Here is a 21,403-nt window from a genome sequence, read left to right as displayed (position 1 = left end):
AGATTGATGAAAGCCGGAGGGGTTACTGACCTTTCCGGTTTTTTGTTTGAATAACAGTTAAGGTTTCAGAGTCCCGCTTTTTTCATCGCATTTCTGATCAGCGGGATTTTTCTTAGAAATATTAATGAGGCCACAAAACATAACAACCCTGAAATCAGCAGGGTATTCTGCACCCCTGTTGTTTCTGCCACCGAGCCCAGGGTAAGGCTGCCCAGCGGGGTGATTCCCATAAATGACATGCTGTAAAGGGCTACAACCCGGCCCCGCATCCGGTCATCAACCATGGTTTGCAGCAAGGTGTTGCTGGATGCAAACTCCACAACCATTCCAAAGCCGGCGATCAGCAGCAAACCCATGGAAAGCCAGAAGCTGGTTGAATGCGAGAATGCTGCAAGTCCAATGCCGAACATGGAAGCTGACACAAATACAATCCGGGGTATTTCCGACAATCCCTTACGTGAAGCCAGAAAGAATGCTCCGGTCAGCGCACCGGCTCCGATGGCACCGGTCAGGAACCCGAGTGTCTGGGCATCGCCACCCAATACCTCGCGGGCAAATACCGGCATAAACACCTGATAGGGCAGGCCTGTAAAACTGGTGGTGATTACCATCAGCAGCAGCACCCTGATCGGACGGTTGCCCCATGCGTATTTCAATCCGGAGAGCAGGTCACTGAAGATGGATTTTCCGGAAGCGACTATTGCAGTAGCCTTAACGTTCATCGCCAGCAAAGTACCAATAACTGCCAGAAAGCTGAACCCGTTAACCAGGAAGCAGAGTCCTTCGCCCCCCAGGGCGATCAGCAGTCCGCCCAGCGGAGGGCCGATGAAGCGCGCAGTATTGAACAGGGTGGAATTCAGTGCTATGGCATTGGGTAAGTCTTTCTTTTCTGTGACCATCTCAACCAGGAAAGCATGCCTGTATGGAGTGTCGAACGCAATTGAGATTCCGTTCAGTATAGCTGCAGCAAGGATATGCCAGATTTCAACTGTTCCTGAGAAAATCAGAACGGAAACAGAAAAGGCGACCAACATGGAAACAGATTGCGTAATAATCAGGATTTTTCGCCGGTTGGTGCGGTCGGCATAAACGCCTGCGACCGGAGTCAGCAGCAGGGCTGGTATCTGTCCGGCAAAACCGACGGCTCCCAGCATAAACGCTGAATCAGTCAGCCTGTAAACCAGCCATCCCAGGGCAATATTCTGAATCCAGGTGCCCGGAAGTGAAATCAGCTGACCGAAAAAATAATAGCGGTAGTTCCGGTGCCGAAGGGACCTGAAGGCAAAACCCGGACGGTTAAGATAACTGGATATATCGGTAAACCGGTTCAAGAGCTGACTTTTTACGGCAAAACTAAGCAAAACAATCCGGGGATGCGTACAAGATTCTGAACATATTTATGCTGTGGAAGACATGTGGCACAGTCGAAATTTTTTTCCGGTTCATGTGCAGATTTAAACTGATCGGCGGCTGTTTGGAGGCATTCACCTTAAATTAATTTCTCAGGGTAATATGACTGTTTACTTTTGCTTCGTTAACCTAACCACAACGATTATGAAAATGATACATCTCGCACTGCTCGCGATTTTTCTTACTACTAGTCCGCGTCTGTTTGCCCAGGAGGAGGATTTTGATGTCAGCTCTCCGGTAAGGACCATTTTTGGCGATCAGCCAACAGCCTTAGGTGGATATATTTCTTTTGGTATGGGGAATGCAGCCCTGAAAGGACATAATGCCTTTGCCGGACAGATGAGACTTGCCGCACGCATCAACCACAGCCTGTCAATAGGCGTCGCGGGCACGGGTTTTACCGATATGATCGGTGGTTTAAACTATGACCGCCTGGAAACCATTCCGGATGGTTATTATATTGATGGCGGTTATGGCGGATTGTTGCTGGAACCGGTTTTTGCCCCTGATTTTCCGGTTCATCTCTCATTCCCCATGCTTTTCGGGGCCGGAGGAGTTGCCTTAACTGAGGATCGCAATATATACGACTGGGAAGACTGGGAATACGACAACGAGCGGTTTGCCATCGAAGCAGCGCCTTTCCTGATTCTTGAGCCGGGTGTTGAAATGGAGATAAACCTGTCGAGGTTTATGCGCCTGGGCCTGATGGTCAGTTACCGTTTTACAACCGCTGTAAGGCTGGATGCCGGCCGTGAGTATCTGATGAACGGTTTTCATGCCGGCGCATTGCTCAAACTTGGTGTATTCTGAATATAAACTTTGTCTGATATGCTGCAATATATTATTACCAGACCTGAGATCAGGTATCATGAGACCTATTCTTTTGAAGGCAGGGTTTGTGCTAAAAGGCGCGGCACGCTTTACCGGCAGGTGTTACGCCGTGTCGGTCATAATAAAAGCGGGGTTTTGCTCGAACTGACCCCCGGTGACAGACGCGGGGATTCAGTGCTTGCCAATATCAACCTGTTTGATGCTTCGGAAACCGATTACCTGCCCCGGCTTTTTAACCTGATCAGCATTGAAACCGGTTTTGGAAGGTATGGAAAGGAGCAGAGACTTCCCTGGGAAGCTTCTTCCTTTGATGCCATTATCTGTGTTGACGCTTTCAGCGCATTTCAGGATGCGAAACTGTGTCTGCGCGAACTGTGCCGGGTGCTTCAGCCCGGAGGCCGGCTGGTGCTTGCCGATCAGTGGTTCAGGCAGCTCAATCCCTTGACCGATAATCTACTGTCATCCTATACTGAGGGTAATCCCAATAGCATCTATCAGTTTAACACTGTCTCCAATCTGCTCAGGGATGCGGGTTTTTCGACGGTGACATTTGAATCTGCAGGATCGAACAGCTATATTTGTACTGCCTTAGTCGCCTGATTATTTAATATGATGGAGCCTGTAAACCCGCCCGAACTGGTTGATCCTTTCAATCACTATCCGCTCAGCCTTGGAAGGGGATATTGGTTTAATCCCGTTAATGATGAAAAGTATTATATCAATAACGGGATTCCCGTATTTCTTCCCGAGGAGCAGATGAGCGGGAACAACCTTAAATACTCGCGTTTTTACGACCGTATCAGCAGGTTTTACCGTGTTTCATCAGTATTTTACAGTTGGCTGAAGGGCAGTTCTGATAAGAAGATAAAAATGAAGTACCTGGAGCAGCTTCAGGTAAAGCCCGGTGATAAAGTGCTTGAAGTTGCCGTGGGTTCAGCAGATAATCTGCTTTATCTTCCGCGGAATGCCTCTTACTCAGGTCTTGATATTTCATTCGGGATGCTGACCATGGCTAAAAGGCATTTGCGGAAATGGGGTATACAGGCAGGCCTCTATCAGGGCGAAGCGGAACATCTTCCATTTGCCGAGCATTCATTCGATGTGGTATTCCATGTGGGGGGCATCAGTCTGTTCAACGACAGCCAGCGGGCAATCCATGAAATGATCAGGGTAGCAAAGCCGGGCGGTCAGGTGATGATTGTTGATGATAATGAAGTCTCACAGGGAAAGGTTTATCATAAAAACCCGTTTTCGCCGGCATCCGTTGCCCGGACTGATGAAGAGCAGTCGGCCCCGGTTAAACTTTTACCTAACGGGATGCGGAACATAGAGGTCAGTTATTTCTTTGATTCCATGCTCTATTGTCTTACTTTCAGAAAACCCGGTCAGATCAGTAAATCAGAGATAAAGCCGCTTGCAGACAAGATGCATTGATCTTTAAATCAATTGAATACTAATTCTATGCCGGATATGCGAATTTTAATTCCCGCCGTTTCCTCAACTGAAATCTGACAAATGTTTTGTGAATCCATTCCGGGTGGTCAGATGGTTTAAAATGTTTTACGATATTTGATTTTATTTTAAACTACGCTTATTATGATCCTGAATCCCATTCTGAAGATAATCCGTGACCTGGAAGCCATCAACGAGGACAGGGATTTCATCAGGTTTCGTGAGCTCGGGATCAGAAGTGTGCTGATTACCATCACGATAGCCGCCATTTTTGTGCTGGCATTGGGGGTATTGCTCGACCATATTAACAAAGCACCGGCAGGTGATGCCCTGTTTCTGGTAAGGACTGGCACAGCCCTGCTGCTAATCTTTAACCTGTTTTTTGCAATTTATACTCCCTATCTTCATAAGGTTAAGTGGCTGACCTATTCATCCTTTTACATATGGGCGCTGAGTGCAACGCTTATCTCATCACTCACCGGAGGTTTCGATTCGTATATGTGGGGCGGTATAGCCCTGGTGGTGATTGTCTGGTTGTCATTTGTGCCCTTCAGGTATCTTAGACTGATTCTGCACGCAATTTTGTTTCTTCTGATCTATGTATCCGGCTTGTGGCTGCTCGGAGACAGTCTCCCTGCCTATCCGGTTCTTCTGGGATCGGGTATCTATCTGATCGGCGCATTGGCCGCCGGTGTGGTGATCGCGTTTGTGAACAACCGTGGTGCAGCTGCAAACTATGCCTGCTCTACCGCCCTCAGAATCAGCGACAACAGATACCGGATTCTGACAGAAAACATGCAGGATGTCGTATGGACCCTTGACCTCCGGCGGCGGAAGTTTACCTGGATAAGCCCCTCCGTTGAAAAGCTGCGGGGCTTTACGGCCGAAGAGGTAATGCGGATGCGGCTGGAAGATTCATTTACCGGAGAAAGTGCCGTAAAGGTAAACAGGTTGCTCGATAAGGTTATCAGTGACTTCAGGCAAGGCAATGATGATATTTCATTTTCTGTCGGAGAATTAGAGCAGACATGTCGCGATGGATCTACTGTTTGGATTGAAGTTGCCGCAACCTTAATAACCGACGAAAACGGAGAACTTATTGAGATGCTCGGCGTTTCCAGAAATATCAGTGCACGGCGTAAGGCTGAAATGGCATTGCGTGATTCTGAAGAAAAATACCGTAACCTGGTCAGTCAGGCAAAAGACGGCATATTCATCACTCAGGATGGTGTTTTTAAATATGTAAATCCGGCCTTTTGTGAAATTACCGAATACACTGCGCAGGAGCTGATCGGGAAAAACTTCTCTGAGCTGATTGCGCCCGAGGAGCAGGAAGCCCTCACAAAACTTCATATGCGAAGGATGGCAGGTGAAAAGGTACCATCGATTTATTCTACCATCGGAATTTCGAAATCGGGTCGGAGGGTCAATCTTGAATTCAACAGCAGTACCATCGAATATGAAGGCCGCCCGGCATCGTATGTTATCATGCGCGATGTTTCAAGCCAGGTGGAAGCTGCAAGACAATTGCGCGAGAGTGAAGAAAAATACCGTTCACTGATCGAAAGGGCCAACGATGGCATAGTGATACTTCAGGATGGGGAAGTGAAGTTTATTAACCAGATGATGGCCAATATCCTTGGGTATGAGGTAGCTGAAATATTAAATACGCCATTTGTTAAGTATATTGCGGAAAATGAGCGGAAGAAGATTATCGATATTTACCGGCGAAGACAGCAGGGAGAGGCGGTTCCGCCGATTTATGAGTCAGTGCTGGTTCAGAAGGACGGAACGCTTAAACCGGTAGAGTTTAACAACGGCATCATCACATACAATGGCAGAATTGCCACACAGACCTATATCCGTGATATTACCGAACGCAAAGCAGCCCAGCAGGCGCTGATTGAAAGTGAACAACGCTTTGCACTTGCCGTTGAAGGGGTAAATGAAGGAATCTTCGATTGGAATCTGGAATCAGGCAAGGTTTATTTCTCGAATCATTACAAAGCCATTCTGGGCCTTGAACCGGATGAAATGCATAATGAACTTTCAGAATGGGAAAACCGCATTCATCCGGATGACAGGGACAGGGTGCTGAAAGCCAACAGGGATTTTATCGAAGGCAAAGTACCGGTATATAATCCTGAATACCGTCTGTTGCACAGTTCCGGAGAATATCGCTGGATTCTGGCCAGGGGCGTTTGTCTGCGTGACGACAATGGCAAGGCTTACCGCATGGCCGGTTCGCATATGGATATCAGCGACCGGCGGAAAGCGGAAGAATTGCTCCGTGAAAGTGAAGCCAGGTACCGGAGTATCTTTAATACAGCGGGAGATGCCATTTTTCTGATTGATAAGGAAAACGGCAAGATCGTTGACGTAAACCAGTCAGCAGTCCGTATTTATGGTTATTCAACCGAAGAGTTGTTGCAGATGCACATCGATCAGCTTGCCGCCGAACCTGACGATACCATTAAAATTCTCGACCGGCTCAACCGCTTTCATTTCGTACCGATGCGCAAGTCGCGCGGCAAAGATGGTCAGACTGTCCTGGTGGAGATATCGGCCAGCTATTTTGAAATGGAAGGTAAACCGTTCATTATAGCTATTGTCCATGATATTACGCAACGTAAGCGGTCGGAAGAGGAGTTGAGAAGGGTGAACGAGCGGCTTACCCTGCACTTCAGGGAAACCCCGCTTGCATATATCGAGTGGAATGAAAAGATGGAAGTCACCGACTGGAATCCTGCCGCAGAAAAGATTTTCGGATATTCAAAAGAGGAAGTGCTTGGCGAATATGCCTTTAACCTGATTGTTCCTGAACATATCATGGAGGAGATACAGCAGCTTTCGATGGAAATACTGCAGCAATCGGGCGGACAACGAAGTACCAACGAAAATCTGACAAAGGAGGGGCACACCATCATCTGCAACTGGTACAACACCCCGCTGAAAAATGAATCCGGCAATGTTATCGGCCTGGCTTCACTGGTACAGGATATTACGGAACAGAAAAAGCTTGAAGCAGAGCTTGAAAAGTATGTTACAGTGCTTGAAAAGAGCTATTCCGAGTCAAGAATTAAAGTTCAGTCCTATTCACTTGAACTGGAGACGCGTAAAAATGAGTTGCTCCGGCTTCAGAAGGAGAACCTGCAGTCGCAGTTTGAAACCCTCAGAAGTCAGGTAAACCCGCACTTTCTGTTTAACAGCCTGAATGTGCTTACATCGCTTATTAAGGTTGAGCCTGATCTGGCCGAGCAGTTTACCCTTCGTCTGTCAATGGTATATCGCTATGTGCTTGAGAATAAGGATAAAGATCTCGTGACCCTGGAAACTGAACTCGACTTTCTGAAAGCCTATACATTTTTGCTCGACATCAGGTTTTCAGGCAAGATGAAAGTTAATGTCAACCTTGAGGATGAAAAACTGCAGCAAAAGGTGGTTCCGTTGGCTTTACAGCTGTTGATTGAGAATGCCATCAAGCACAATACCTTTTCGAAGAAACAGCCATTGCTGATAGACATATACAGCGAAGGCGATTACCTTGTGGTAGAGAATAATCTTCAGGTAAGAGAGGTTTATGTGCAGTCAACCGGAGTAGGTCTTAACAACATTGCAAGTCGTTATGCTTTCTTTACCGAGCGGAAGATGTTCTCGGGTGAGGAAGATAAGAAGTTTGTGGTAAGAATTCCATTACTCTGAATAATCGATCATGCTCAAAGAATTTAACCATCGTTAAAATTTTCAGACTCATTAAATGAATCCGTTATGAAAGTTGTAATCATCGAAGACGAAGAACTGGCCGCCCGCAGGCTTGAAGGTATGATCAGGAATTGTGACAGTTCGGTTGAAGTAATAGCAAAACTCGAATCGGTGGAAGATTCAGTTACATGGTTTCGCAACCATCCTTCGCCCGATCTGATTTTTCTTGATATTCATCTTGAAGATGACCTGAGTTTTGCCATTTTTGAGAAGGTAAAAGTGGATGCGCCGGTCATCTTTACCACGGCCTATGATGAATACGCGATCAGGGCGTTTAAGCTCCGCAGTATAGACTATCTGCTTAAACCTATTGTTCAGGAGGAACTGGCAAGGAGCCTCGATAAATTCAGGGAATTCAGCCGCCCGAATTCCCAACCTGACATTGAGTCGCTGTTCAGGATGTTTTCAGGCAGCAGTGAGGAAAATTACAAGGAGCGTTTTTCGATTACCGTCGGACAGAAAATCAAAAGTTACAGCATTTCCGAAATATCATGGTTTTATTCTGAAGCCGGCATCACTTTTATGGTTGTGAACGATAACCACCAGTATCCCGTTGATTTCAGCCTTGATGAGCTTACTACCATGTTAAATCCAAAAGAATTTTTCAGGATCAACCGCCAGTTCCTGGTTAAAATAAGTTCGGTAAAGAACATACATATCTATCCCAAAGGCAGGCTGAAGCTCGAACTCGTGCCTTCATCCGACAAAGAGATTTTTGTCAGCCGCGATAAAGTCACCAAATTTAAAGAGTGGTTAGGTTAGTTGTTTTAGTCTGGAGAAGGGGGAAATGTGCTGATTATGAACAATTTTGCCAACAATAATAGCTTTCGGAATGCTGACAGAGGAAAACAGGCAACTTCTCCTTAAAGAGCCCGAGCAGAATGTTTCAATCCTTTGCCTGGCTGAAGAATATCCTTTGCTCGAAGTAATGGAACAGACCGGCATGCTGATGTGTCGCTTTCAGTCAGATGAAGAATGGTGCCATTTCAGTCACAATGCAGATGCCGGATTTATCAAAAACTTCTTCGGTAAACATGGCCAAAGACAATTCATCGTAGTTTCGGACAGTCATCTTTTTGATTGGATCAATAAAACTTACAGGGTAGCCTGGTCCATCAGTTGCTACAGACTTTTCCTGAATCTGTCAGTGTTTCCGGAACCGGCTGCAGATATTGATCAGCTCCGGCCCGATGATCTGCGTTATGTTTATGACAATTCAAAGTACCAGCAATTTCTTAACATGGATTATCTGACAAAACGTCTGGAGCTGGGTGGCGGATACTGTATCAGGTATCAGCAATCACCGGTTGCATGGATAATGACCCATGATGACGGCTCCGTAGGTATGCTGCATGTGCTTGATGCATACAGGGGAAGAGGGTTTGCGCGCAGGCTGGTAAGTGCAATGTCGCGAAAAGTACATCAGAAAGGAAGGCCGGTTTTTGCTCATATCGAGCCAACCAATATCGCTTCGCTAGGGTTGTTCGGAAGTCTTGGTTTTATCGTCAGAAACCGGCTTACCTGGGCCAGGGTGTCAAAGCCATAAATTCAGCCCATTTATTCTGCCCGGTGTTTCCATCGTTTGTGCGACCATAGCCAATAAGCCGGTTTGCTATGAATGTCTGCTTCAAGCAATGTCACATATTTCCGGAGGATATCCTGCTCATTCTGTCCATCGCCGGGAAGAGAAACAAGCCGGAATGTAACATCATAGAATCCTGGTTTTGTTCTGCTGATTGACTGATAAATCACTGCTGATTTTGTGGCCATGGCAAGCCTGGCTCCCCCGTTGAAGAAAAAGCTGGGCTGATTAAGAAAGTTAAAGCGGTATTCCGGATTCTTATGCGAAGGGGATTGATCCCCGATAAAGAAATAGAGTGCCGGGAAATCTTTTTTGCTGAGAATGAATCTGCCGGCTTGTTGCATTGGCAATAACTTCATGCCAAAATGCCTGCGGATCCGTGCCATAAGATACTCTGTAGTCTTGCTGCTCAGTGGTTTATATAATGTATAAGTGCTGAAGCTGAAGAACAGGGGTGTCATAATCAGCCACTCCCAGTTGCCCCAGTGCCCGCCAAGCACGAGAATATTCAGTTTATTCCGGTGCAGTTCCCTGATAAGTTCAGGGTTTGTCAGATTGTACCTTTTTCTGGCTTCCTCGGGTTTCATTGCCTGACTCCTGATTACTTCTGCAAAAACCCTGAAGAAATGCCTGTAGAACTGATGGGCAACTTCTTTTATCTCATGGTAGTTTTTTTCGGGAAAAGCACGGGAAAGATTTTGAATAATAACAGGATACCTGTAACGGATGATCTTTTCAGCAATAAAACTGATCGCATCAGCTTTTAAGTACAGGAGTTTCAGCGGAAGGTAAGCAGTAAGTTTCAGCAGGCCATACAACAATGTACCCATAAACTTATTCAGGAAATCCATTATGCAGGTTTACCATTTATTGGAATGTCAAAAGTACAAATAATGCGGATGATTTTTCTTATTACCTGAGGGACATAATCTTTGTCCGCATCAAACGGGATGGGAAAGTGTTAAAAATATGTAAAATCCTCTTGTTTGTATTATTAAATAATTGTTTATCTGTCAATAGTTTGTATCTTGTCAGAGAATACAAATACTATGAAGAAAAACAGGCCTATGTCGGCTCAAAGACAAAAAACAATTCAGGCAATCACCCCTCAGATAGCGGCAAGCTGTGGTTCAGTGAAGGGTAAACACGCGATAGTTCTTGACGGAGGCAAAACGACGATCTTTATTTCTGATAAAAGCCGGGAAGCTGAAATCATCGAAAGATATAATCAGAGGCGAAAAAAGTAATTCAGCCACTCAATCATCAATCAAACTCAGGGGCCTTTTACACATCGGCAGGCCTAGCATCCTCCTCCTGCCTTGATCACTTTTGGCGCGCCCGGGATTTGCGGGCCCGGACTTCCGGTTTTAGGCACCCCCCCCGTGGATTCACTTCTGAAAAACCTGGCATAATCCCAGCGGGCTTTCTCGGTGTGTGATGCTGCAAACCCCGGTTTATAGTTATTCTGAATGGAACTTTTGAAAAATGCCAGATTGTTGGAGACCGCCCGGATGTTTTTAAAGCCTTTTGCAGTCAGTAAATGCATCGCCATCATCGACTCTGATTCAAAATCAGCGATCAGTATGAGACTTTGCTCATTTTTGAGGAGCTTCAGGTTGTCATGATCCAGCAGGCCGGCGAGGGGGATGCGGATTGTCTTTCCGAATCCACTGATTCCGTTATCAGTATTCTCTCCGAGTTTCACCAGTGTGTATTGTTTAATCGTTCCATCATCCATCATGGATTTCAGTTCTTCAGGAAGGATCATTTTCCCTTTTTCCGATATTACCTGCTGCACCTCATCGGATGACAAGGTATAGGAAGGCGCTTTCCACCATTGAAATACCATGATCAGTATCAGTAATCCGAAAAATGCCATTAAGGCGTAATTCAGCATCTTGTCGTTTGCTCTTTCCATAATTTTTTTCTTAAGCAGTGCTCTGACTTTACGAATTATGTTTTTTATTGCTGACCGGATTGTCTTCGCCGGGTAACTCATCAGCAGCCACCTTTGCCCGCTGCGGGTGGCTGAATGTTTATCAGAGTCCTTACCGGTTGTGCGGCGGAGGGAGTTTTGCGGGAAGCTTCCCCTTCTCTGAATGCTTTTGCAGCCCGTTCGACAAAGCGTCTTTCAAATTGTTCTTTTTCACTGTATTTGCCTGAGGCGGGAATTTCCTGCTCCGCAAAGAATCCGGTAAAGAAATTATTGAGGCCGCCTTTCAGAACGCGGATGTTTTCCAGCCCTGCCCTTCGCAGAAACATCCAAGCCTGGTCGGCGCTCGTTGAGCCATGGCTGTATAGCAGGATTTCTTTGCCGGTGTTTTTGAGCCTCCGCCTGTTCTCGCGGCTCTGAATATTTTCGAGCGGAATATTGATGGACCCCGGCAGTCTGAATTGCCTGAAAGCTTCAACCGGTCTTACATCAACGATAACAAGGTCGTTTTCATCGGGGTGTAGGATTTTGTATGCCAGTTCTTCGGGTTGCATATAGCGGTCGCCGGAAACCGTTTCTTCCAGCAGGCTTTGCGGATCAGTTTCATACCATTTTGAGTGGGGCTGGTCGGGAAGAATTAAGATCAGCAGCGCCAGGCCACTTATAAATGCAAAGGGAATTGCATAGGAAGAATGGAACAGCCCTTTTTCTGATTGAATGCCATTTACTTTGTCTTCAATTTTTCGTGTGATGATAAATGCTGCCACCGCTATGACCACGAGCAAAAACAGGAATAAATCACGGGAAAGGCCCAGGGAGTCGAACACGAAGATACTGCCCAGTGCCGAACCGTTATAAAGCGGCTCAAAAGTATTGTAAAAAGCGCCGAAGAAGAATATCCCTCCCATCATGCCGAGGATAAACAACATGGCGTCAATTTTACCGATAATGGCTGCAACCATGCTGGTGCCGGGGCAGAAACCTCCCAGGATAAATCCAAACCCCATAATTACCCCGCCGACAATTGCCGACCAGAGGAATGTCGGATTTATATAAAGCAGGTCATAGTCTACCCATCCCATGTATGTAAACAGCAGGAGTCCGATTGCTGCGGTAATGGCAGCGGTAAAGAAAACCCTCAGTACGACAAAATCGTAACCATAAAAAACACCGGCCAGTTTTCGTGAAGTGGAAAAGCCCGCCTGTTCAAGTACATAACCAAAGCCAAGTCCGATCACGAAGGCGAAAAACAAGCTCAGATCCGGATTAATAAATCCCTGTGGTATCAATGGTGCCATAGTTCCTCCCTGTTAGCTGATCCAAAGTTTTCTGAAAAAATAGGCAATGACATATCCGGTACCGAAGATGGCGATCATCGTCAGGAATCCGGCTGAAGAGAGTGTAGCCATACCGCTGAGCGCTGCGCCGCTGGTACATCCTCTTCCGAACTGGCTGCCTAATCCGAAGAGAAATCCTCCGGCCGCAGCCATAATAAGACGTGTCCTGTTCGAAATCCTTGGTCCCTTATCAATCTTAAGACCTGCACGTCCGGACATAAATCCCGAGAAAAAAGCACCTCCGAGCACGCCCAGGGTCAGGTAAACCAACCAGTTTTTCATTGGCCTGCCATCTCCGGTCGCAAAAAATGAGGCATAAAACGGATGCTTCTGGGCATATTCCGGCGAAACGCGTCCAATGCTTTCAATTACCACGCTTTTGGCTGCTCCGCTGGCACCAAGCCCGCGGCCGGTGATAAAGAATGATGCCAGCAATACCATTCCCAGCAGAAAGCCAGCCAGGTATGGATTCATATAAGGTTTGGGTTTTTGTTCCATGTCTTTGAATATTAAGCGCATCCGCCCTGCGTCTGCTTTACTACAACCTTTTTCTCTTCTTTTATTCCGCCACCGGCATTGCCTGATTTAAAGGGAAAATCATTTTTTTGCATGTCAGTCCACTGTCGGGGCGTGTTTTTATCATTTTTGCCAAACAGATCATACATAAAACCATTCGCGCCATAAATCACCGAATAGGCTTCATAGCCCATCATGCGCAGCCAGGCCACCGCATGTGCGCTGTGATGACCGTTGAAACAATAAACCGCTACCGGTTTGCCGGGAGATAAAAATTTCAGATCCGCCTCTGTAGAGAGGGAGGCTTTGGGGATAAAGTTCAATGCCCCGGCCGGATGCATGTTGTTTCCGAACCAGTCTGCAGGCACATAGGCCACAACGTCATATTTTTCAGGCGCTTTCTCAATATCGGAATAATTGATAAGGAATGTAGCCTGTGCAGTATCGAGCAGCGCTTTAGCCCGCAAGCGCGCAATCTGAAATCCGTTCATTCCTCCGGTAGCGATCTCCGGCATTCCGCCTTTGATGGCTGGTTGATTCAGGGTTTCCATGGTCAGGTTGCCGGGAAAGGTGGCGGTTGCCTGGTCCCAGCCTGTTTTTGCGAACCGGGTGTTCCATCCGCTCATGCCATAACGCACCGAATAGGTGTTGCTGCAGCCAAGAATTCGCATAATCCCGTTAACATAGGCAGATAACTGCCCCCGGTTGCATAAAAAAACCACACGTTCAAAATAAGGCGCATCAATACGGTTTTCAAAATAATCGATCACGTTTTCAGGCCTGACATTCACGGCCCCTTCAATATGTCCCTCATTAAACTGATCAGCCTCCCGGAGATCAATTAAGTGGATGTTCCGGTTGAGCATCGTATAAAGTTCAGCGGCAGTCATAATGGCCGGGGCTGCTTCACTGTTAATGTAGTCCCCTTTCTTTTTCAGATAATCATAGAGTACCTGCGATTCATTGACGGTTGCTGCAGGTTCAGCGGTCTTGTCCGGTTCTTTCCTGGAGCACCCTGTATTAAGAAAGAGTGTTGTCAGAAAAATGCTGATCAGCATAATTTTATTTTTCAGATTCATCTTCCGGTCAGATTTTAGGGTTTTCATCATGTTCGTTTTCCGGCTTCCCGATCGGTTGATCCTGATCTTTCTGATCTTCCTCATCCAGTTCTTCCCAGCCGGTAATCATGGCCTTCAGGTTTGAGGTGATGGTGTGTCCTGTGGTAATCAGGTAAAGATGCACCAGCACAAAAGCCAGCAGCACAAACGCGCCTGCAGTGTGAATCAGCGCGATAATTTCCAGGTTGTCGATATTGATAATGGCAATACTGTCGCCCTGAGGATAGCGATAGAACATGAAAAGCAGCCCGGAAATTACCATAATGGGAATGAACAGGACTTTAAGCCCGAGATAGACCAGCCGCTGTAATGGGTTCAGTTTACTGATCAGCGTCTTTTTGGTAGGGTGGGGGGCATTGCGGAAAATACCGAAAAGGTAGAATTCCGCCTGTGCTTTCAGATTTTTCGTAGTCGGAATATACTGTTTCCATTCACCGGTTGTGACATGCCAGAAAATGGCGAATACAATCAGGATGATAAATCCCCATGCTGCGTAATTGTGGATTTTAACAGCTGTTTCAAAGCCAAAAAAATCGTAGGAGCTGTGAATCTCGAATCCGGTAAATGCCAGGACAAAGATCAGCAAGGCCTGGTTCCAGTGCCAGAATCGCTCAAAACCCTTGTAAACGTAAACTCTGTTATTCGTGCTCATTGCTGATGGTATTAATGGCTTTGTATGGTATTATGTTTGCGTGATGAAAGAGCCCTGATCGCTGAGTGGACCACAATGCCCAGGAATGAAAGTATTAACAACAGCTGACCGGCAAGATCAAGGGTGCGGTTGCGGTCGCGGCCAGGCATATAGAAATCGGTGAGGCCGGCCAGACGTCCATTCTCTCTGGTGTGGCATTCCTTGCAGGTAACGGCTTCGGCAGCCGGGCTAACCATGTGGTTTACCGGCATGAACATCTCGGTTTTAATAAACGAATGTTTCCCACTGTATGGCAGGGGGATATAGGCCATGCCTTCTTCAATGGAACGCTCCCAGTCAAGATCCAGCCAAAGGGCTCCCTTGCCTTTATCCTTATCCCAGAGCTTAGCTTGAATAATTGTCAGGTTTTCCGCATCGTAGGGCTGCCTTCCACGGTGAACTTTTACGGGGATGATTTTACTGTCGCGATCGCGGTATTCTCCAAATAATGTATTGATTTTCAAAATATTCTGACTTGTGTCAACCTTGTCTGTCAACAGGTGATGGTCAGCTGTTCCGTTAAACCAAAGGTATTCCGGTTTAACCATCTTATCCCAAACGAAGTCTCCCTTTATAGAGGTATAAACGATGTTGCCGTCTTCATCCAGCACTTCGTACTCTTTACCATCTTTTTTTCTGGTTGCCGTGGCCCAATCCCAGTACATTTTGGTGGCATTTACTTTGGCATAAACCGGAATGTGGCAGGTTTGGCAGGCTACTTTGATTGAATGTTCATTCAGGATATTTTGCTGATGAGGCGTTTCCGTATGGCAATCCTCGCAATTCAGGCGCTGGGTGTTCGAAGAGGATACTGCATAATATCTTCCTTTTATTTTATGATTCTCGGCCGTATGGCAGTCCACGCAATTCATGTTTAGTCCGTCAACAGCCATATGTACGTCCACATCACGACCTCCGGTAAGTAAGCCAAGCTCAAGATCACCGTGTTTGACATTGTTGCCGCCGCCGCCACCAAAGTGACAGGTGCCGCAGCCCGCACTTTTCGGTTGACCTACGCTTGCGACTATGGCTTTAAAGTCCGGACCTTCGGGCCCCATTTTGGGATATCCCGCTGCTCCGCTGGCTTTTTCATAGGTTCCTGTATTGTCATGACAAACAACACAGTCAATGTTGTAGGGATTTGAAAAATCAAAGGATTTGTCATTCCATCCATAACCGGCATGACACTTCATGCAACTGCCTTCGTTCGACTGCACGCCGGTGCAGAAGTTATTTACCAGGTTCTTCTTGCCAAGATATGTTACACCCCTGCCGGGAATAAAGGCTTCGCGTTCCCAGGTGAAGTGGGCGCTGTTCATCAGCTCTTCACCACGCTCAGTGTGGCAGGAGAGGCAGGCTGCCGTAATTTCATGCGGGTTAGTAAAATTTTTCTGCAGAATTTCAAACTTGCTGTGATCCACACCAGGTTTCCGTTTGACCGCATATTTAGCCCTGAGTGTATTCAGCAGTTCATGGTCAGGCTCCGGTTTCCTGAGCACCAGTGTTACGATCAGTAGTGGCGCCACAATGGCCAGAAAAAATGTAATCGGTTTGGTGTAGCTTTTCATTGCCTTGCTGTTATTAAACTTCCGTTATCGGGAGTATGGTCAGTTTCATAAAGAAATTTATTCGTCGGTAATATCCGGGATAATTAGAAATATTAATATTTCTATGGCAAATATAGAATAAAATAAATGTATCCTGTTCAACCTGAGGCAATTTAGAGCAATTTCTAAATAGCGTTCTAAACTATTGATTCATTGACTTATATACATTGTTTTATTGATTTGAAAATCAGCGCAAAGTTATCTGGTAAATGAGATCCGCGTGAAAACCCGCCAAGGCCGTTCATCGTCTCTGTGATGATGAATTTTAAGAAAAGGAAATGACCTGCGCAAATCAACGTCTTAAACTGAAAATAAGCTTGTTCTGTTGCATGCTGCTTTGAGAAGATTTCTACTGAAAACTTAATGACGGATTGCAGGGAAATATTATACAATATTTTATATTTGCCGCAACAATGGTTGATTTGTTCATTGTTGCGATTTGGCAATGTCATGGTTAACCTGCCTTGCAGTTCCGATGGTTAATGGTTATGTGAGATCAGTAGTAATTGCAATTAGGGTCAGTAGGGTGTTCTTATGTAAGTGATTGATTATCAAATTATATTTAATTATTAAAGACTTCAAATTATGATCAGATTTTCTAAATCCAGTATCCTGTTGCTGTTCCTGTCAATAGGCATGATTCCGGTTTATTCACAGTCGAGGGGCGTAACAACCATTGATTCGCTTGATGTTAAATATCTGAACTGGTACAATCGCAGCCCTGTGGTTGATAAAGTTCAGGGTGCAGCCACTGATCAGGCTTATCTTGAACTTCTGAAAGACAAATCCCCGCGAAAAAAAGTGGTTGTGGCCGTAATTGACGGAGGGGTAGATATCTATCACCCTGAGCTTCAGGGGAAAATATGGACGAATAAAAAGGAAATTGCAGGGAATGGTCTGGATGACGATAATAATGGTTATGTGGATGATATTCATGGATGGAATTTTATCGGCAACAGCAAAGGGGAGCATCTGCTTTATGAAAACATGGAATTTGTCAGGATTTTCAAGAAGCTTAATCCACGGTTCAGCGGGGTAAAGGATGAAAATGGACTGTCGGCCGAAGAAAAGCGGCTTTTCGCAGTGTATTTGAGAAGTAAAACGAAATACGAGGAGGAGCTCAGGAAGTATACGCAACGTAAGAAGGACCTTGATAATTTTGAAGAGTATGTTAACCATTTTGAGGAGGTGCTGAGGAAGTATCTGCGTAAGCAGGAGATTACTGTTGAAGACGTGAAATCGGTAAAAACAAAGTCTGAAATGGTAAGCTCGGCAAAGGAAGCCTTGCTGGATCTTTACAATAAAGGATTTACCAGGAGGGATCTTGCTGATATGCAAAAGCGCAGCAATGATTTTCTAAATTACTATCTGAACCTTGATTTTAATCCCAGGGCGCAGGTGGAAGATGATCCGGAAGATCCCGGCGATACTCATTATGGCAATAATGATGTTAAGGGGCCGCGTTCATTTCATGGCACTTTTGTGGCCGGAGTGATTGCTGCCGCAAGAGGCAACGGAGCGGGTACTGACGGGGTCGCTGATTATGTGGAAATTATGACGCTCAGGGTTGTACCCGACGGGGATGAAAGGGATAAAGATGTGGCATTGGCCATCCGGTATGCGGTTGACAATGGCGCCGATATCATCAATATGAGTTTTGGCAAGTATTTTTCCATTACGCGGGGCATCCTTGATGATGCGGTCCGTTATGCGGGAGATCATAATGTATTAATGATTCATTCGGCGGGCAATGAAGCCGATAATCTCGACCTGACCGAACATTATCCGTCGGCAATTCTTGCCGATGGTTCAAGAGTACCGAACTGGATCACGGTAGGAGCTACTTCCAATATCCTGAACAAAGAGTTTTGCGGTATATTTTCCAACTACGGAGCCGAAAATGTGGATTTGTTTGCTCCCGGAGTGAATATCATCTCGCTTGCCCCGGAGAATAAGTATGAAATGGGGGATGGCACCAGCTTTTCAGGCCCGGTTGTAAGCGGCGTTGCAGCCCTGGTATGGTCGTATTATCCTGAACTCACCGCCCTACAACTGAAAGATATATTGCTGGAAAGCAGTACGAAATATCCTAAAGCCAAAGTTTACAGTCCTGATATAAAGTCACCGAAAAGAAAGAAAGTAAAATTTGCCACCCTCTCCAGAACCGGAGGAGTAGTGAATGCTTATAACGCCTTGCTGGCTGCCGGGAAAGCACTGCCGGTGAACTAAAGGAATTTTATATCAAAATAAATCCCTGCTTCCGGAATTTAAGGTTGCAGGGATTTATTCTGAAAGAGTGCTACCCTGCATTGGTTTTCATAAAGCCGATCCCGCGTTTTATAAGCGTATCCGAACCGGCGGCAAATTCATGCACATCCTCCAGTGTCAGTGTTTTAATCATATTTTCATGCCGTTCCGCTTTTGGCACCTGACTGAGCCGGAGATTGTGGTTACGGATGGCCTTTTCGAGCACTTTTCTTACAAATCGCCCGTTTCCGAAATATTGATTGCGGTTAGCCGAATGATAGCTGAAATAAGCCTGCAGGTGTGCCAATGCTTCCGTATTCGCCGTAAGTTTGTTCTTCATCAGCATGATGCCGGCGATTTCCATAAGTTCTGAGGCTGAATAATCGGTAAATACAAGGTGGTTATCGAACCTTGACCTCAGCCCGGGATTTGAATCCAGGAAACTCTCCATTTCTTTGGGATAACCGGCAACAATCAGCGAAAACTCACCCCTGCGGTCTTCCATCTGTTTAATGATCACTTCCACCGCTTCGTGTCCGAAATCGTTGGCGTTTCCGTTAACCAATGAGTAAGCTTCGTCAATAAACAAAACACCTCCTATGGCTGCTTCTATCTTTGCCAGGGTTTTCGGAGCGGTTTCACCGACTACGGCGCCAACCAGGTCTTCACGGCTGCATTCAACCAGGTGTCCGCGCTCCAGCAGGCCGAGTGCTTTATATATTTTGGCCATAATGCGTGCCACGGTCGTTTTACCTGTACCCGGATTTCCCGTAAAAATATTGTTAAGCGAAAATGCACTCACCAGGTCCATGTCCATTTCACGATAATACTTTGCCAGTTTGGCAAGTTCGCTGATCTCGGTTTTGACACTTTCCAGGCCTGTCATATCCTTAAGCTCATTCAGCATATTTTCAAGCAGCACCTCATCGGTTTTCATCTGTACGCTTTTGCTGCCTTTTTTTCTGAACAGGCCTTCAATATCACACGGGAGGATGGTGCAAAGGTCTTCCTTCGAAAGGTTTTCCCTTCGGGCTTTGATGACCCTGATGCCGAGGTTTAACTGCGCTTCTTCGAGCATTGATTTTACTACCCTGGCATTGCCGAATGCGCGTGTACGGCCTCTGTACTGTTCTTCCAGGTATTTATACATCATATCAGAAACCTCTTCCGAAAAATTCAGTTTCTTTTGAACCGCTGTTCTGCGGGCAATTTCCATAAGTTCTTCGGGCGTGTAATCAGGAAACTCATAAATGTATTTGAAACGGGAGGGCAGTCCGGGGTTAAAATTGAGAAATCCTTCCATCTCTTTCGGATAACCGCACACAATGACAGCGATATCTCCCGGTCCGTCCGACATTTCGGTGAGCAGGGTTTCAATCACTTCCCGGCCGTAATCCTTGTTGTCATCTGATTTTACGGCCAGTGAATAAGCTTCATCGATCAGCAGGATGCCTCCCCTGGCTTTTTCAATCACTTCGCGGGTTATCGGAGCGGTTTCCCCGATGTACCTTCCAACCAGGTTGGCCCTGCTGGCCTCGTAAACGGTGTCTTTGGAGAGTAAACCCAGATGCTTGTATATTTTTCCCAGCATCCTGGCAATGGTCGTTTTTCCGGTTCCCGGGTTGCCGGTAAAAACCGCGTGCAGGTTAATGGATTTCATGGGTTCAATGCCCATGGTGTCGCGCAGTTTCAGATACCTGATGTAGTCGGCATAGTCGTGAAGCCGCTGTTTGATGCCCTCAAGTCCGACCAGGTTGTCCAACTCCCTGAAGATTTCATCTTCATTCATCAATTCTACACCGGAAGTTTCCACTGATAGAGGGCTTTCTCCCCAGGTTATTGTATATGCGAGTTTCTCCTTGTCTACCGAATCAGCAACTTTGAAGTTGGCAATCGCCACCATCCTGCCCATAAAAATAACTTCAACCGTGTAGTTTCCTTCTTCCCAGTTGACATTAACCGGATCTCCGCAACCGGCTTCTATAAAAAATTCATGATTCGGGTGGTTGGGTTTAACATCGGTAACAGCAACTACATGGTGCACCAGTTGACGCATGTCGTTGTAAAAATTGAAAAAGAATTCCGCTTTCCAGGTTTTGTGAGGCAGCTTATTCCGTATTTCGAGTTCTGCCCATATAAACCGGGTTGCCATGCGCTGAAACTGCCTGTAATAGGATCTTTCGTATCGCTTTGGTTCTGGTTTGTCGCTGTCTTCAAACAATTTCAGCCCGAAGATATCAAAGCAGGGATTTGCGTCCTTCTCCAAAGACCCGGTATCCTCTAAGTAAAATGTAGTATCCGCGATTTTAACATTGTCAATCCATGCTTCGATGATATAGCTTCCGGGAATCCAGTCTTCCTCATCAATGGGTTCAAGGGTATACACACAACTAATGATGTTTTCCGCTTTGTCTGCCCCGAGGGTAATGTTGGTCGATTCTATGATCTCCCTGTCCTGATCGTAGGGATTTCTCCAGCAGAAAAGTTCCAGCTCAGATTCCCATGATTCTTCATCAAATTTCTTGTTATAGAATGAAATTTCGGCTGTAACAGCAGATAGCTCCGAAATGTCAAAGACACTTCTGAACCTGCGCTCAGGGCAGTTTGATGAATCGTTGATGTTGAATATCCTGAAATCCTTTAACTTATAATTATCGTGATCCATAGTTTTTTTAATCTGACACCGGTTTCGATCCGGATAATTTGAACATTGAGGACAGTAAAATTACAAATGTTTTTAAACGGGATCGGGCTGAAGGAAGTTTATATAAATAAAAAACACCGGTAAATAAATAAATTTACAGGTGCTTTAATGAGATGGTTGTGATCCGGGCGGGATTACAAAGCTTGTTTTTATTGATTATTTCAGACTGTCTATTGAACTGCAAAAGTGTTGATAAATAATACTGTAAAGATA

General features: G+C 45.9%; 17 protein-coding genes. 8 read left to right on the top strand and 9 right to left on the bottom strand.

Annotated features, from left to right (window positions below; genetic code table 11):
- Positions 1 to 65: 65 nt before the first annotated feature.
- Entirely contained in the window at positions 66 to 1,331 is a 1,266-nt protein-coding gene (locus tag TBC1_RS14345; protein WP_201781695.1) for an MFS transporter, read from the bottom strand.
- Between the two features lie 223 nt (positions 1,332 to 1,554).
- On the opposite strand from TBC1_RS14345, the gene TBC1_RS14340 reads away from it, so the two are divergent.
- The 6 genes from TBC1_RS14340 (at position 1,555) to TBC1_RS14315 (ending at position 9,001) form a co-directional block, all read left to right on the top strand.
- On the top strand, positions 1,555 to 2,220 hold the full coding sequence (locus tag TBC1_RS14340) for a hypothetical protein (protein ID WP_062044393.1): 666 nt from the start codon (positions 1,555 to 1,557) through the stop codon (positions 2,218 to 2,220).
- An 18-nt stretch (positions 2,221 to 2,238) separates the two neighbouring features.
- Entirely contained in the window at positions 2,239 to 2,841 is a 603-nt protein-coding gene (locus tag TBC1_RS14335; protein WP_062044390.1) for a class I SAM-dependent methyltransferase, read from the top strand.
- Positions 2,842 to 2,850: 9 nt separating this feature from the next.
- Positions 2,851 to 3,675, top strand: a complete 825-nt coding sequence (locus TBC1_RS14330; RefSeq protein ID WP_082189645.1) for a class I SAM-dependent methyltransferase — start codon at positions 2,851 to 2,853, stop codon at positions 3,673 to 3,675.
- Between the two features lie 162 nt (positions 3,676 to 3,837).
- A complete protein-coding gene (locus TBC1_RS14325; RefSeq protein ID WP_062044384.1) occupies positions 3,838 to 7,395 on the top strand; it encodes a PAS domain S-box protein in 3,558 nt (1,185 codons plus the stop codon).
- A 66-nt stretch (positions 7,396 to 7,461) separates the two neighbouring features.
- Positions 7,462 to 8,217, top strand: a complete 756-nt coding sequence (locus TBC1_RS14320; RefSeq protein WP_062044381.1) for a LytR/AlgR family response regulator transcription factor — start codon at positions 7,462 to 7,464, stop codon at positions 8,215 to 8,217.
- Positions 8,218 to 8,287: 70 nt separating this feature from the next.
- Positions 8,288 to 9,001, top strand: coding sequence for a GNAT family N-acetyltransferase (locus TBC1_RS14315; RefSeq protein ID WP_062044378.1), 714 nt, complete (start codon positions 8,288 to 8,290; stop codon positions 8,999 to 9,001).
- 11 nt (positions 9,002 to 9,012) lie between these two features.
- Here the strand turns inward: TBC1_RS14315 and TBC1_RS14310 are convergent, their stop codons facing one another.
- Complete coding sequence (locus tag TBC1_RS14310) at positions 9,013 to 9,888, bottom strand: lysophospholipid acyltransferase family protein (protein ID WP_062044375.1); 876 nt, start codon at positions 9,886 to 9,888, stop codon at positions 9,013 to 9,015.
- Between the two features lie 198 nt (positions 9,889 to 10,086).
- On the opposite strand from TBC1_RS14310, the gene TBC1_RS14305 reads away from it, so the two are divergent.
- On the top strand, positions 10,087 to 10,284 hold the full coding sequence (locus TBC1_RS14305; protein ID WP_137305750.1) for a hypothetical protein: 198 nt from the start codon (positions 10,087 to 10,089) through the stop codon (positions 10,282 to 10,284).
- Positions 10,285 to 10,337: 53 nt separating this feature from the next.
- Here the strand turns inward: TBC1_RS14305 and TBC1_RS14300 are convergent, their stop codons facing one another.
- The 6 genes from TBC1_RS14300 to TBC1_RS14275 form a co-directional block, all read right to left on the bottom strand.
- The gene (locus TBC1_RS14300; RefSeq protein WP_137305748.1) at positions 10,338 to 10,955 is read right to left on the bottom strand and encodes a hypothetical protein; all 618 of its coding nucleotides are present in this window, start codon (positions 10,953 to 10,955) and stop codon (positions 10,338 to 10,340) included.
- Between the two features lie 80 nt (positions 10,956 to 11,035).
- Positions 11,036 to 12,268, bottom strand: a complete 1,233-nt coding sequence (locus TBC1_RS17545; RefSeq protein WP_082189644.1) for a YeeE/YedE thiosulfate transporter family protein — start codon at positions 12,266 to 12,268, stop codon at positions 11,036 to 11,038.
- A gap of 12 nt (positions 12,269 to 12,280) precedes the next feature.
- Positions 12,281 to 12,805 carry a YeeE/YedE thiosulfate transporter family protein gene (locus TBC1_RS14290; RefSeq protein ID WP_062045596.1) on the bottom strand — a complete coding sequence of 175 codons (525 nt, stop codon included), beginning with the start codon at positions 12,803 to 12,805 and terminating at the stop codon, positions 12,281 to 12,283.
- An 11-nt stretch (positions 12,806 to 12,816) separates the two neighbouring features.
- Positions 12,817 to 13,902, bottom strand: coding sequence for a rhodanese-like domain-containing protein (locus TBC1_RS14285; protein ID WP_172668912.1), 1,086 nt, complete (start codon positions 13,900 to 13,902; stop codon positions 12,817 to 12,819).
- A gap of 7 nt (positions 13,903 to 13,909) precedes the next feature.
- Entirely contained in the window at positions 13,910 to 14,593 is a 684-nt protein-coding gene (locus tag TBC1_RS14280; RefSeq protein ID WP_062044365.1) for a cytochrome b/b6 domain-containing protein, read from the bottom strand.
- 11 nt (positions 14,594 to 14,604) lie between these two features.
- On the bottom strand, positions 14,605 to 16,200 hold the full coding sequence (locus TBC1_RS14275; protein WP_062044362.1) for a tetrathionate reductase family octaheme c-type cytochrome: 1,596 nt from the start codon (positions 16,198 to 16,200) through the stop codon (positions 14,605 to 14,607).
- A gap of 624 nt (positions 16,201 to 16,824) precedes the next feature.
- On the opposite strand from TBC1_RS14275, the gene TBC1_RS14265 reads away from it, so the two are divergent.
- Entirely contained in the window at positions 16,825 to 18,468 is a 1,644-nt protein-coding gene (locus TBC1_RS14265) for a S8 family peptidase (protein WP_062044357.1), read from the top strand.
- 70 nt (positions 18,469 to 18,538) lie between these two features.
- Here TBC1_RS14265 and TBC1_RS14260 read toward each other — a convergent pair whose 3' ends face one another.
- Positions 18,539 to 21,151, bottom strand: a complete 2,613-nt coding sequence (locus TBC1_RS14260) for an AAA family ATPase (protein ID WP_062044354.1) — start codon at positions 21,149 to 21,151, stop codon at positions 18,539 to 18,541.
- Positions 21,152 to 21,403: the final 252 nt, after the last annotated feature.

The organism is Lentimicrobium saccharophilum (assembly GCF_001192835.1).
Lineage (GTDB): Bacteria > Bacteroidota > Bacteroidia > Bacteroidales > Lentimicrobiaceae > Lentimicrobium > Lentimicrobium saccharophilum.
The sequence above is the reverse complement of the archived record's forward strand: the minus strand, read 5'-3'. Positions and strand labels throughout refer to the sequence as shown.